This is a genomic window from Marinitoga sp. 1155 (assembly GCF_001021175.1).
GTDB lineage: Bacteria > Thermotogota > Thermotogae > Petrotogales > Petrotogaceae > Marinitoga.
Genome location: NZ_AZAX01000034.1, coordinates 36,849 through 52,159, shown reverse-complemented (window position 1 = coordinate 52,159; position 15,311 = coordinate 36,849). Strand labels below are relative to the sequence as shown.

Here is a 15,311-nt window from a genome sequence, read left to right as displayed (position 1 = left end):
CATAAAAATATATCAAGGGGGTAGACATTATGTCAGCATTTTTCAAAACAGAAAAAAGTAGACATTTCATAACAACACAGGATTTTACAAATGAAGAGATAGAAATGATGTTGGATCTCGCAAGAGATTTGAAAATTAAAATGGCTTCTAATATACCAACACCATATTTATTGTATAAGACATTATTTTTGATTTTCTTTGATCAATCAACAAGAACAAGAAATTCAATGGAAGCAGGTATCGCACAATTAGGGGGGCATGCTAATTTCTTAAACCCAAGCATGATGCAACTTTCTCACGGTGAAACACCTGAAGATACAGCGAGAGTTCTTGCAAGAATGGGTCATGGTATTGCGGTTAGAGCCTGTGAATTTGGAAAAGGAAACAAATATTTAAGAGGTATGGCTTCTGTATCTCAGGTTCCTGTTATGAATTTACAGGATGATATTTATCATCCATTCCAGGTTTTAGCAGATGTTATGACAATGCAGGAAAGATTTGGAAAGAACTTAAGAGGTTTAAAAGTTGGAATTAGCTGGGCATATGCAGAAAGTCATTTAAAACCATTGTCTGTACCTCAATCACAGATATTATTATTTACAAGATTGGGTATGGATGTAACATTAGCATATCCTGAAAAGTTTGATTTAATGCCAGATATAGTAAAACAAGCACAGGAAAATGCGGAAAAATATGGAGGAAAATTGAATATTTCTCATAAAATGGAAGATGCTTTTGTAGATGCACATGTTGTTATCCCAAAAAATTGGGGAGGATTCTTTGTTTCAAACGATCCTGAAGAAATTAAAGCTGAAACAGCAAAACATAAAGACTGGATATGTGATGAAGAAAAAATGAAATTAACAAGACCTGATTCTGTATATATGCACGCCTTACCAGCAGATAGAGGTAAAGAAGTTGTTGACTCAGTTATTGATGGACCACACTCTATAATCTTTGACGAGGCAGAAAACAGAATCCATACAGCAAAAGCTGTTATGACATTGTTAATGGGTGGAAGATAATTAGGAAGTGATCTTATATGTTTGATTTAGCAATACTGGATGGAAAAATTTATATTGATAATGAATTTATAGATGGAAATATATACATTAAAAATGGAAAAATAAAAGATATTTCCTCTTCATATCTAAAATCAAAAGAAGAATATAATGTTTCCGGGAAGTTTATACTTCCCGGTTTTATCGATCCTCATGTTCATTTTGAATTAACAGTTGGCAAATATACATCTGTTGATAATTTTAAAACCGGTTCAACGTCAGCTGCTTTTGGTGGAATTACATCTTATATAGACTTTCTTGATCCAATAAAAAACTTAGAAGAACTTGAAAAAGCATTTGAAAAAAGAAAAATTCTTGCTAAAAAGAGTTTGACAGATTACGCATTTCATGCTACAATTTCAAATCCAACTATTGACCCAGAGGACCTTATAGTAAAATGTAAAGAGTTGGGCATATCGAGTATAAAACTATTTACAACCTATGGTTCAAGAATGACAGGAGATAAATATATATCAAAACTTTTGAAATTATCAAAAGAATACGGAATTGTTGTAACAGTTCACGCTGAAAATAATGAATTAATAGAGGACTTGAAAAATATCCCGATGAAAGAACATTCTAAAGTTAGATCAACACTTTCCGAGGTAACTGAGGTGGTAAAGCTTGCAGAGATATCGGAATATTATAATGGGCAATTATATATAGTACATCTTTCAAGTGGATATTCTCTTGAAACATTAAAAAAAAGATTCAAAGATATTATAGGAAAAAATCTTGTGTTGGAAAGCTGTCCTCACTATTTCTATTTTAATGACGAAAAATTTACACAAAAAAATGGATATTTATACTCAATGACGCCACCATTGAGAAGTGAAGAAGAAAGGAAAAAATTAATTGAAAATATAAAATTTTTACAAACGATTGGTACAGATCATTGCCCTTTTAATTCATTAGAAAAGAAAAGAGAATACACAAATATTATGCCTATGGGCATTGGTGGGGTTGAATTTTCATTCTCGTTAATGTACACGTTGTTTGAAAATGAAGTAATTGATAAATTCACAAAGAATGTTGCAAAGTATTATGGGTTATATCCACAAAAAGGAACATTGTTACCGGGAGCTGATGGAGATATTGTAATATTTGATCCAGAAAAGGAATGGGTTATAGAATCGCATCATTCAAATGCAGATTATACAGTATATGAGAATATAAAGGTTAAAGGAAAAGTTATAACAACTATTTCAAGAGGAAGATTTATTATAAAGGATGAAAACCTTGTAGGCAGCAGAATTAAAGGACGCTTTTTAAGAAGGGAAGAGATAAGATGGTAAAGGCCGTTATAAATTGTAATATCTTTGATTATGAAACATATAAAGAAAATCAGTATATCAGATTTGATAAAGACATATTAGAAGTAGGTTCGATGGAAAATTTTGAAAAAAAAGATAATGAAGAAATTATAGATTTTAAAGGAAAACTCATAATGCCAGGATTTGTTAACGGTCATACTCATATATATTCAACATTTGCTCGAGGAATGAGCGTAGAATTTAACCCAAAAAGTTTTTCTGATATACTAAAACAATTATGGTGGAAAATGGATTCGAAAATAGACTTAGAAATAACATATTATAGCTCTTTAATCAGTGGCATTGAGCTTATAAAAAATGGAATTACTTCTGTAATAGATCATCACGCCAGTGGAATATCAATAAAAGGCACTTTAAATGAATTAAAAAAAGGATTAAGCGATGAAATAGGAATAAGAGGGATTTTTTGTTTTGAAACAAGTGATAGATTTGATGTAGATGAATGTATACAAGAAAACAGTGAATTTCTAAAAAATTCTTCAGAAAAATATGCAGGTATGTTTGGACTTCATGCATCACTTTCATTATCAAACGAAACATTAAAAAAAGTATCGGAAAATTTAAATGGTGCACCTATACATATTCATGTAGCTGAAAGTATAGAAGATGAGGAAGATTCTATAAATAAATACGGAAAAAGAGTAGTTGAAAGATTGGAAGAATTTAATTTACTAACAAAAAATTCTATATTATCTCATTGTGTACATATTGATAAAAAAGAAGCTGAAATAATGTCTAAATATGATATATATGTGGCTTTAAATCCAACATCAAATATGAATAATGCTGTGGGATTACCAAATTATAAATTATTAAAAGAAAAAGGAATAAATACTATTGTGGGTAATGATGGTTTAGGATATAACATTACAAGAGAGTATTTAAATCTATATTTTACCCAAAAATATAGATATAATAATCCATTATTCTTTAATTTTGAGGATTTAAAAAGAAATATAGATAATGTTTATAATCTTGTTGGTGAAATGCTTGGAATAAAACTCGGAAGAATAAAAGAAGGATACAAGGCTGATATAATATCTTTTGAGTATAAACCATTTACACCTATTGATGAAAGTAATATTTTAGGGCATGTATTTTTTGGGATATGGGATAATCTGGATGTTGCTGATACTATTGTTAATGGCGAATTTTTAATGAAAGATAGAGAAGTAAAATTTGAAGTTGAAAAAATTTATAATGAAGCAAAAAAAATTGCCGAAAACTTGTGGAGGAAATTATGATAATGGGGGGGAGATTATGGATTTAAGTACAAAATTTGCAGGAATAAAATTGAAGAATCCTTTAATGCCAGCATCTGGTCCATTAGTTGGTGATGATGAAAAGATGCTATACCTTGCAAGACTTGGCGTTGGAGGAATGGTTACCAAAACTATATCTACTAAGGCTGCAGAAGTTCCAAGACCTTGTATATACGGCACCAATAATTATATTGTAAATGCAGAATTATGGTCTGAATTACCACCGGAAAAGTGGATAAATGAAATATTACCAAAATTAAAACAAGAACTTGATTTACCTTTAATAGTCAGCGCAGGTTACACCAAGGAAGATATGGAAATTTTGATTCCACAGCTGGATAAATTTGCAGATGCATTTGAAATTTCCACGCATTATGTTGGAAAAAATTTAGATACAATTGCAGAAACAGTTAGAACAATAAGGTCTCACACAGATAAGCCGATATTCATGAAAATGAGCCCGCATATTCCAGATCCTGTAGCGTTTGCTAAAATGGTTCTCGAAAATGGGGGAACAGGTATTGTTGCAATAAATTCATTAGGTCCAACTATGCTTGTAGATTTAAAAAACCGAACAAATCTAATAGGTAATGACAAAGGGCAGGTGTGGATTTCAGGCCCTGTAATTAAAAACCTTGGACTTGCACTTGTAAATACAATAAAAGAAGCTGTTCCTGAAATTACAGTAATAGGTGTAGGTGGAATTGCATCTGCTGATGATGTTTTAGAATACTTATTGGCTGGAGCAGATGCTGTTCAAATGCTATCAGCTGCATTGATCAGAGGAAAACAGCTATACAAAACTATAGTTGATCAATTACCTAAAGCTCTTGAAAAATATGGGTTTAGTAGTATAGAAGAGGTAAAAAAGGTTGGATTAAAGAAAAAGGAAGTTATATTTGAACCAAAATATCCACAAATAGATCTTAACAAATGTACTTTCTGTAAATTATGTGAAATGGTATGTCCATACTGGGCAATTACTGTAGACAAAGAAAATAAACAAGTTATAGTTGATGAAAGTAAATGTTTTGGTTGTAGTTTATGTCAAAGTAGATGTCCTGTTAAAGCAATTAGTGGGGTTATATAATAAAAATATGGCGCATGCGCCATATTTTTATTTAATATATTCTAATCCTGCAATATTTAAGAAATTCCATGGTTTATTAAAGTGTGGTTGAAAAAAGAAATCTATGAATGCCAAATCCTTTATTGTCATTTTATTTTGAATAGCAACTGACATTGTGTTTATAGATTGTGTTAAATCGGCTTTTGATACTATTTGAGCTCCCAATATTCTCTCTGTGTTTTTATCATATACAACTTTGAATGTTAAAGAATAATATTCTGGCATAAATTCTGGTCTGTTATTTTCTGTAATAATAATAGAATCAATATTCAAATTTTGCGATTTAGCCATACTTTCTGTTAAACCCGTTGCAGCAAAATTATTACCATATATTTTTATTCCTGATGTTCCTTGAGTTCCAGGATATTTTAATGTTGGTTTTGCTAAATTGTATGCTGCTATTGTTCCCATTCTTACAGCATTTGTTGCAAGAGGAATATATCTGTATTTGCCTTCTGGATTATAATATACAGCACATGAATCTCCTGCAGCAAATACATCATTAACGCTTGTTCTCATATATTCATCTACAATAATTGCACCATTTTCAAGCATATCCAATTGACCTTTAAACAGGGCAGTGTTTGGGCTAAATCCCATAGCTAATACAACCATATCTGTTTCATATTCATTTTTAGTTGTAATTACCTTTCTTACTTTATTATCTTTACCTTCAAATTTAATAACTTTTTCTCCAAGAGCTAATTTTACTCCATTTTCTAATAGAGCTTTTTCTGCAACATCTGTAAATTCTTTATCAAGATATCTGCTTAATATTCTATCTTCTATATCTATAAGCGTAACATTTTTCCCGTGTTCCCTGAAAGCTTCAACAAGTTCAACACCTATATATCCTGCTCCTATAACAATAATATTTTTAACTTGTTCTGTTTTTTTAATTATATCCTGCGCATGATAAAAGTTTTTTGATAACAAAATATTTTCCATATGTATTCCTTCAATATCTGGAACAATTGGCCATGAACCTGTTGTGATTATTAATTTGTCAAATGTATCGTCAAATTCTTCTTTTGTTTCAAGATTTTCTACAACAATTTTTTTATTTTTTAAATCAACATTTTTTACATTATGACGCATTTTTGTATTTACACCAATATTTCTCAATTGCTCAGGAGATGAATAAAATAGTCCTTTTGGATCTTTTACTACACCTTGAACATGTAATGCAATACCACAGGACAAAAATGAAATATTATCATTCCTTTCATATACTGTGATTTCTGCATTTTTATATAATTTTGCTGAGTTAATAGCCACTGCTGTTCCTGCATGTGTACAACCTATAATCACTATCTTCATATATAAACGCCCCCTTCTGTTTGTTATTTTTTTAACTTATATAGTTAAAGCACGCTTTTTTCAAAATTAATTATACTACATATTTATAATAATTTCAATTAAGAGAATATTACAAAAACAGAAATATGAAAATTATAAAATAATAAACAGATAGGTTATTTGTTAATCTTTATAGAAAAATAACACGATAATATTATGAACTGAATTTTCAAATAGATGAAATAGGTGGTGGTATTCATGAAAAAAATAAATATATTAATTTTTCTGATAATTATATTTTTATTACAAGGATGTATATTTAAAAATCAACCTCCAATAATAGAAAGTCTAACACCATCTAATAATGAAAAAATAAATCCAGATAATGTTATTTTTCAATGGATAGCTAAAGATCCAGAAAAGGATCTGCTATCATACAATTTTTATCTATTTTCTAATGGCGTAAAAATTAAGGAAGTAAAGAATTTAGCTATTAATTCATATAAAATAGATAAGCTTGAAGAAGGAAAAAAATATTACTGGAAAATTGAAGCGGTGGATATAAAAGGGAATAAATCATCAAAGGAGGCTAATTTTGAAACTATTGAGATTAATAATAAACCTATTAAATCATTTTTGATATATCCAGAAAATAATAACAACAATGTTTATCCATATAATATAAAATTTCAATGGAATAAAAGTATAGACTTTGATGGGGATAATATCTTATACAATCTTTATATATCAGATTCTACTCCTTTAACAACACCAATAGCAACAAATTTATCTAAAAATGAATATATTATAGACAAGCTGGAATTGGGGAAAAAATATTATTGGAAAGTTGAAACGTTTGATTCTTATGGTGCAACAGCTTTATCTGATATATGGACTTTTAAAACGAGTTTAAATACACCACCGATAATTGATTTTCCTTCAAAAACTTATACAGTAAAAGAAGGAGAAGAATTTGAACTAAATTTAGATATTTTTGTATCAGATATGGAAGATAAACAATTTGAATATCAAATTCTTACAAATAATGGTGCATATATACAGGGGAACACATATATTTTTAAACCTGGATATGATTTTGTAAAACATGATAATACTCAAAAAAAAATACAGGAAAAAATTCTTGTAAGTGATACAAAAGATAGTGCTAGTGGATTTTTAAATATCATCGTTAAAGACGTCAATAGAAATCCTGACATGCCTTCAATAGAATATCCTGCAAAAAACTCTATAGTTCCTTCAGACATTACATTAAAATGGACTGGAAGCGATCCGGATGGTGACAATTTAACCTATGATATATATATTGGAAATTATACAAAAAATTATACAAAAATTGCAACAAATATTACATCAACAGAGTTTCCACTTCAGCTAAATCCTGATACAAATTACTATTTAAAAATAGTTGCTAAAGATAATTATAATGGAATTAAAGCGAGTGATGAATTATATTTTAAAACAAAAAAATCACCTGATACTATTCAGTGGGAAAGCAATATTTCAAATATAAAAGATATTTTTATGTTCGATAATAAACTTATAGCAATTTCTGAAAATAGTGTTTATAAATTGAATACAGATAATTCAATAGATCGGTCAATAGAATTGGAAGGTTTAAAACGTGGAAGTATATTGTATAAAAACTTACTATTTATTCCAGATTATGCTGGAAATATAAATATTATAAATCTTCGGGCATTTGATTTAGAAAACACAATACAAATATCAGAAGCAATTTCTGGAATTGTTGCCAGTGAGAATTATAAAAATGAAGAAAATTTATATGTGATTACATTAAATGGAATTTTATATGTATATGATATAAAAACCGGATTATTAAAATGGAAGAAAAGTTATAATATAATTCCAGATTCTCCACCGGTAATAATTGAAAATGGATATATAGTTCTTTCTGGAAATCTTGACAATAAAGGAAAAATAATAATAACAAAACCTAAAGGAAAAATATCTAAAGAATTGTCCTTAGATAATGTAATAACTACAAATATTTCTAATGATGAAGATTTTAATTTATATTTTGGAGAAGGAGTATTTTTGCATAGTTATAAAAAAGATGGCACAAAAAATTGGACGATTAATTTACCAGAGAATATAAATGGTGAAATATTATATGATGGCGAATTTCTATATGCCTGTGGACAGAATCATATATTCAAACTTAATAAAATGGGAGATATTCTGGAGACATATTCTACAAATGATATATTTCCAAAAACAATGATAATTTCTGAAAATAAAAATTTATATGTTTTTTCAAACAACGGGATTTTCAAAAATTCCGATAAAATATTAAATACAACATTTAATGATATAAAAACATATGCTTTGCTAAACGATGGCCTATTATATTTTGCAACAAACGAAAAATTATATGCGATATCTGTAGAAGAAAAAAATATATTAAAAGATCTATGGGCCGTATATGGGAAAAACCCATATAGAAACAGAGATTCATATATAAGAAATAATACAAGACCAGATATTCCAACTTTGATCTATCCCAAAAATCAAAGTATAGAAATTCCGGTAACGGTAAATTTAAAATGGGATGCTGAAGATCCAGAAGATGATTCTTTATCCTTTGATATTTATCTTGGTGAGAATAATAATCTGGAATATATCACCACAACACAATCAACATCATATGAATTAACACTTGAAAACGACAAAAAGTACTTTTGGAAAATAATTGCTAATGATGGAGAAATTGAAAGTGAAAGTCAGGTGTTTGCATTTAATACAGTTCCAGAACCTGCCAAATTGAAATTTAAAACATATGTTGAAGGGGCTATAATTTATTCACCTGCTATTTCAGATGAAAATTATATATATTTTTCAACAAGTTCAGGAAAAGTATATGCCTACGATTCATATGGTAATGAAATCTGGAGTTTTAATACAGATGGATTTATAAACTCTCCTGTTGTAATAAATCCTTTAAATCAAATTATTGTGGGAAATGATAATGGAAATTTATATATAATTAATTCGGATGGCACTTTATATGAAAAAATTAAACTTGATAGTGCAATAAACAAGCCGGTTTCTCTGGGAACAAATAGTGAAATTTTCGTAATAACAGATATAGGAACAATATATAAACTTGGAGCATTTGGAAATGAAATATGGAAGAGAAACTTAAATGGAGCGCCAACAACAAATATAGTTGTAGATAAAGAAAACAACATATATTTCGGAATAAATAATCATTTGTACAGCTACAATTCTGATGGTGAAGAAAGATTTAAACTGAGTTTTCAAAGAGTAATAATAACAGGATTGACCATGGATGAAAATGAAAATTTATACTTTGCTACTGCAGATAATAAAATATATTCTTACAACAGATCAGGGCAGCCAAATTTTAAAAAACAAATAGATGAGAAAATAATTAATTATATTTTATTGGGAAATGATAAATCCCTATACTTTGAAACGGATACAGGAACACTTTATAAATACTATTATTATATTGATCATTTAGAGAAATTATCATTGGGAGGATATCCATATACCCTTATATTAATGGAAGACACAAAATATATAACAACAGATGAAAAATTTATAGTATACAACGGAGAAATGAAATGGTATAAAGATTATAAAAAAATAAGACACTCTCCAAACATTGATAATAATGGTGTTATAATATTTGGAACAATTGATGGGTATTTATACGGTATTTATGGTCAATCATTGAATTTATTGGATTCATCCTGGCCTATATATTTAGGAGATAAAAAACATACAGGAAACATTGATCCAAATAATATTTCAATACCATCTAACAGACCGCCGTTGAAACCGTATAATCCATATCCAGCAAACAAATCTGAAATCTCTGCCTATTCAGTGGCTTTAAGCTGGGAATCCTCTGATCCTGACGGCGATAATGTATATTACGATGTATATTTTGGAGATTTAAAAGACCAAACATTAAAAATAAGCAAAATTTCTCAGAAATATTATAATATAAGCAATTTAACTCCCGGAACATATTACTGGTATATAACGGCCTATGATGATTACGGTAATATATCAAAAAGTGATTTATGGCAATTTACAATAAATGAAATAATAAATGAAAACAATCCACCATTAAAACCTGTATTATTAGAACCAATAAATAATGCTCAAAACATATCAACCAATGTAATGCTGAAATGGGAAGGTTCAGATCCTGATAACGATCCTTTAACATATGATATATACATAAGTTCCGACCCAATTCTATCAACTCCCGTAGAAACAAATTATAGCGGAAATACCTATAACATCAATCTTGAAATGAATCAAACATATTACTGGAAAATAGTTGCAAAAGATGGGAAAGGCGGAGAAACACCAAGCGATACATTTTCATTTACCACATCTCAGGAAACCAATAATCCGCCTAATAAGCCGATATTATTAGAACCATTAAATAATGCTCAAAATGTGGATCCAGATATAACATTATCCTGGAGTGCAACTGATCCTGATAACGACCCATTAAGCTATGATTTATACCTTGGAACAAATCAAAATTTAACAGAACCATATAAAATAAACCTAACCACAACATCATTTAATGTTTCAAATTTGGAATTAGGACAAACTTATTACTGGAAAGTAATAGTTAAAGATGGAAAAGGTGGAATTAATACAAGTGATACATATTCATTTACTGTTAGAGAAAGTATAGGTCCACTCACACCAAAATTATATTTCAAAGATGCCATCGTAACATCTGGACAACAGGGTGAATTTATTATTCACGGTCAGAAATTAGAAAATATTCTTGCATTTGATATTGAAATCGATTATGATAATACAAAATTAAGTATTTCCCAGAGTGGAATTCAGGCTATAGGAGAATTAACAGGAAGAAGTTTAATAATAAATATAAACAATGGAAAATTAAAAATTACAACATTATCTTTTTCACCATTTACTATAAATGATAGTGATATAATCAAAATTACATTCACAGCAATAGGAGGTAGAGGAAATACCGAGGTGAAATTCACAAATAACACAAGAATTGTAGATCCAGCAGGAAATGAATTAGATGTGGATATTGCAGATATAGGCATTATAACAATACAATAAAAATAAAACATCGACAGAGCATTTCGAAAGAAATGCTCTTTTTTTAAAAAATTTTGAACATAATGAAAATTTATGTTGTCTAAATATAAAGCGATAATTCATATTGTTTAAATATAAAAATAAATTTTTATTAAAGTAAGGATGTGTATAGACGATATAACTAATGTGATTTTCAAAAAACATGGAGGTGAAAATATGTTTATTAAGAAAAAAGGTGTTTTGTTTTTTATTTTAGTCTTTATTGTACTTGTACTCTCCAGTTGTTTTAAAACTACACCAGTAGAGCTGCTAAATACAAATCATGTAAGTGTTGATTTAGGAACAAATTATGATATTTATTCAAAGGTAAACGCGTCAGCAGTGGAACTGGAATTTAACACATCTATTCCAGAAAATGCATTTGTATATGATAAAAGCAGTTCCATAATGTTGGTAAAGTCTTATACCAACAAAACTGTTGTAATGTTTTCAAAGGCTCAAAGAGATATTTTTAAAGGAGAAAAACTCTTTTCAATTAAAAGAAACTATTTAAACCCTGAAAAAAATAAAATTTTCACCAAAGCAGCATTGCTTGATGAAAAAACAAACAGAATAATAACAAAAGCAACAGCACCATACGAAGATGGTTTATCTGTTTCTGATGCAATTACCTTAAGATCAGGGGATGAAGCATCTATAGTAATTCATGCAAAAAACATTTCAAATGTTGAAACTTTCCAAATTCATTTATACTATCCAAACACATTAATAGACATTGATACATCCAAAGGTAATAATGGTGTTCAATTATTAAATTCTGCAGCAGTAAATACATTGCTTTCAGATCCAATAAATAACCCTGGAGATTTATTAATAACCTTTACAACACAAAATGGTTCTACACTAACAATTGAAGATGAAGATATAATAAGAATATATATTATTGCTAAAGATGTAAATCCAAAGGGTCAAGGGAACACAACACTTGATGTTACATTATTAGATAGCAATTTAAACACTGTTTCTGCTGATACATATGGTGGAAATATAGTAGTATATGATCCAATTTTATTGGGAGATTTTGATGATCCGGATACAACAGGTGATGAAAGAGATAATACTGTTGATATCGATGACTTTTTAATGTTTTTAGATCATTATGATACTCAATTAGGTGACGCATCATATGATGTAGATTTTGATATTTATCCATCGGAAATAGCACCAATAGGAGATTGGCAAACGAATTCCATATATAGCATAGCCTTTTCAGATGGGAAAATAGATTTATATGATTTCATAATATTCGCAAGAAATTATGGTAAAAATTTACCAACAGAAAATTCACCACCTGTATTTGCTGCAACGGGTCCAACGCCAGCAGATGGTGCAAGTAACCAATCAATCACAACAACACTTGATTTTGATGATGCAACAGATCCTGATGGTGACAGTGTAACTTATGATGTTTATTTAGGAACGAACCAAACAGACGTAAACAATTTAGTAGCTTCAACCAAAATAGCAACAGATTTAACAACTTCCATCACACCATCCTTATCACTGGATAGAGGAGCAACATATTACTGGAAGGTTGTGGCAAAGGATGGAAAAGGTGGAGAAACTCAACTTCCAGGTTCAAACACAACATATAGTTTTTCAACACAGACACTTGATAAAATATTTGTAGCTGGCGGATATGAAGGTGTATTTGTAATAGATGTAAGTACTCCGGCAAATCCTGTAATAGAACAGGATGGAGGCTCTGTTGATAATGTAATAGATACAGAAGGATATGTATATGATGTCGCAAAATTTGATATTAACTCAGAGGGATATGTGGCAATAGCCGATGGAGATAAAGGATTAAAAGTAGCTTTTTATGATGATGATAATACAACTCCACAATTCCAATTGGATAGTTCTTTAAATCCTTTCTATGTTGGGGACGAAGCAAAAGGTGTAGCTTATTATGGTTCAGGTAGTAATCACTATATACTTGTTGCTGCAGGTTCTCAAGGATTATATATAGTTCAATTTGATCCAGGTACAACTGATGATGCAAATACTGATGATGATGATCCATCAGGTGAATTTACATTAACTCAAAAATCACAACTTTCAATAAGCGGAGATTCAAAATCCGTAACAGTTGATGGCACAGTAGCTTATGTAGCAGCTGATACAGGCGGCCTTGTAATAATTGATATAAGTGATGTAACAAATCCAGCAATTTTAGGAACATTAAGTGATATTTCAAATGTACTTGATGTTGTAGCGGATGGTGATTATGTATATGTTGCAGCAGGAGAAAATGGTGTGTATAAAGTAGATGTAAGCGATAAAACAAATCCATCTGTAAGTACATCATACAATACCACAGGATATGCAGAAAGTGTAGATGTTCAGGGAGATTATGTATACGTAGCAGATGGGTCAAATGGAATGGTAAAACTTGGCAAAACGTCATTGGCTTATGTTGGAAGATATAATACAGATGGTTATGCAAAAGGTATAGTGATTGATGGAGGTACAGGGTTCATAGGTGACGGTTATAATGGATTGAATATAATAGATGTAAATGCACTCACATTAACAGGTAGTTTTGATGTAGGTTCTGTAACGAGAGATACAGTTGTTACTGGAAACAGATATTTAATAGTAGCAGACGGCGCAGCAGGTGTTAAAATATATGATGCTGGTGCTAATTTAGCTAACATTGCAGCTCCAACTCTACTTAAAACAGTAAATACTCAGGGTTATGCAAGAGCAGTATATTATCAGGTACATGATGACGGTGCTGGTAATGAAGAATACCTGATTTATGTAGCAGATGGTCCTAAAGGAATTGCTGTAATAAATGCTGATGCTGATGGTAATGACACGCCATTTGAAAATGCAGCAGATATAACATTAATAGGCAATATTGATACAGATGGTTATGCATATGATGTTTATCCATATGCAACAGATGGTAATTTTGATTTGAGTGGAGATGAATATTTATATGTAGCAGATGGTCCTAAAGGATTAGCAGTATTTGACATAACAACGCAGGCAAGAACGAGAGTACCGGTATATGTTAATACCTTTATAGATACAGGTACAGGTTCAAGTAATGTTGGTGTAATGATGGCTATTGGTTATGATGCAGATTATGACGCAGTCACAGCAGGTAACCAGCCCGCATTATTAATTGCAGATGGTGAAGCTGGTGTTGTATTATTTGATATATCAACAGCAAATTCCCCAGCTCTTCCAGATACAGGAGATCATGCACAGGATAGATACGATACATCGGGAACCGCTTTTGATTTATACGTTGATACAGCTAATGATTATGTTTTCATAGCAGATGGTACGCAAGGACTATCAGTAGTAAAATACGCTTTTGACGGGACAGATGCTTTAACCTGGACATTACAAGGTGGAGTAAGATTTGATGATGCAATAATTACAGGTATTGTTCAAAGAGCGGCCGGATATTATGAATTAGCTGCAGGCAATAGAGGAGTTGTTATAATGAGAGTAGCAGATGTTACAACATTAACTAATGCAGATGCTTTACATACTTCAGGTAATGATCCGGATAGTGATAATGATTATGTAGCAGGAGAGTATAACACTCAGGGAACAGGATATAGCGTTAATTATGTAGGAAATGGTGGAGCAGGAGCAAAATACTATTCTATAGTATCTGATGGAGATAACGGTGTAGTCATACTACAAGATAATAATTCAGCACCTTATACTTTGAATTTAGAAAAAGACTATAAATGGATTAACTTTGGTAATCTTGTAACAAATTAAAGATTTGTCATCAATCCCCGGGATTTCCCGGGGATTTTTTATGTTTTAGAAAAAGGATATTTTAATTTTTACTTTTAATATTTACTTTACTAATTTTTCATGTTATAATATCACTGACAATTAAATAAAATTCCTTTAAAATGTAAGGGAAAACGGTGAAAATCCGTTGCGGGCGCGCCACCGTGAGTGGGGACGAAATCAGCACTTATGCCACTGGAAACATTTCTCTGGGAAGGCGCTGAGAGTAGAGAGAACCACAAGCCGGGAGACCTATTTTAAAGGGATTTGTTCCATCTTCTCGCGA

General features: G+C 30.4%; 7 protein-coding genes and 1 riboswitch. Of the genes, 6 read left to right on the top strand and 1 reads right to left on the bottom strand.

The features are described from left to right. Window positions 1-29: 29 nt before the first annotated feature. From X274_RS09555 to X274_RS09540, 4 genes are read left to right on the top strand one after another with little or no spacing between them, the layout of a single operon-like run. Window positions 30-1,025: an ornithine carbamoyltransferase gene (locus X274_RS09555; RefSeq protein WP_047266599.1), complete on the top strand. Its 996-nt coding sequence runs from the start codon at window positions 30-32 to the stop codon at window positions 1,023-1,025. Between the two features lie 17 nt (window positions 1,026-1,042). Further along, on the top strand, window positions 1,043-2,356 hold the full coding sequence (locus X274_RS09550) for an amidohydrolase family protein (RefSeq protein WP_047266598.1): 1,314 nt from the start codon (window positions 1,043-1,045) through the stop codon (window positions 2,354-2,356). Then, window positions 2,350-3,639 (top strand): amidohydrolase family protein, encoded by a 1,290-nt coding sequence (locus tag X274_RS09545; RefSeq protein WP_047266597.1) that lies wholly within the window; start codon window positions 2,350-2,352, stop codon window positions 3,637-3,639. The genes X274_RS09550 and X274_RS09545 overlap by 7 nt, the downstream gene beginning before the upstream one ends. 16 nt (window positions 3,640-3,655) lie before the next feature. After that, entirely contained in the window at window positions 3,656-4,747 is a 1,092-nt protein-coding gene (locus tag X274_RS09540) for a 4Fe-4S binding protein (RefSeq protein ID WP_047266596.1), read from the top strand. Window positions 4,748-4,774: 27 nt separating this feature from the next. Here X274_RS09540 and X274_RS09535 read toward each other — a convergent pair whose 3' ends face one another. After that, complete coding sequence (locus tag X274_RS09535) at window positions 4,775-6,106, bottom strand: FAD-dependent oxidoreductase (RefSeq protein WP_047266595.1); 1,332 nt, start codon at window positions 6,104-6,106, stop codon at window positions 4,775-4,777. Between the two features lie 237 nt (window positions 6,107-6,343). On the opposite strand from X274_RS09535, the gene X274_RS09530 reads away from it, so the two are divergent. Together X274_RS09530 and X274_RS09525 are read left to right on the top strand one after the other, a co-directional pair. Further along, window positions 6,344-11,218: a cohesin domain-containing protein gene (locus X274_RS09530; RefSeq protein ID WP_047266594.1), complete on the top strand. Its 4,875-nt coding sequence runs from the start codon at window positions 6,344-6,346 to the stop codon at window positions 11,216-11,218. A 195-nt stretch (window positions 11,219-11,413) separates the two neighbouring features. Then, a complete protein-coding gene (locus X274_RS09525; protein WP_047266593.1) occupies window positions 11,414-15,007 on the top strand; it encodes a hypothetical protein in 3,594 nt (1,197 codons plus the stop codon). 121 nt (window positions 15,008-15,128) lie between these two features. Next, window positions 15,129-15,299: riboswitch (cobalamin riboswitch) on the top strand. Window positions 15,300-15,311 lie beyond the last annotated feature (12 nt).

Coding starts and splice junctions, on each gene's coding strand:
- X274_RS09540 (WP_047266596.1), top strand. CDS start 3,656: ATGGATTTAAGTACAAAATTTGCAGGAATAAAATTGAAGAATCCTTTA.
- X274_RS09530 (WP_047266594.1), top strand. CDS start 6,344: ATGAAAAAAATAAATATATTAATTTTTCTGATAATTATATTTTTATTA.
- X274_RS09555 (WP_047266599.1), top strand. CDS start 30: ATGTCAGCATTTTTCAAAACAGAAAAAAGTAGACATTTCATAACAACA.
- X274_RS09535 (WP_047266595.1), bottom strand. CDS start 6,106: ATGAAGATAGTGATTATAGGTTGTACACATGCAGGAACAGCAGTGGCT.
- X274_RS09545 (WP_047266597.1), top strand. CDS start 2,350: ATGGTAAAGGCCGTTATAAATTGTAATATCTTTGATTATGAAACATAT.
- X274_RS09525 (WP_047266593.1), top strand. CDS start 11,414: ATGTTTATTAAGAAAAAAGGTGTTTTGTTTTTTATTTTAGTCTTTATT.
- X274_RS09550 (WP_047266598.1), top strand. CDS start 1,043: ATGTTTGATTTAGCAATACTGGATGGAAAAATTTATATTGATAATGAA.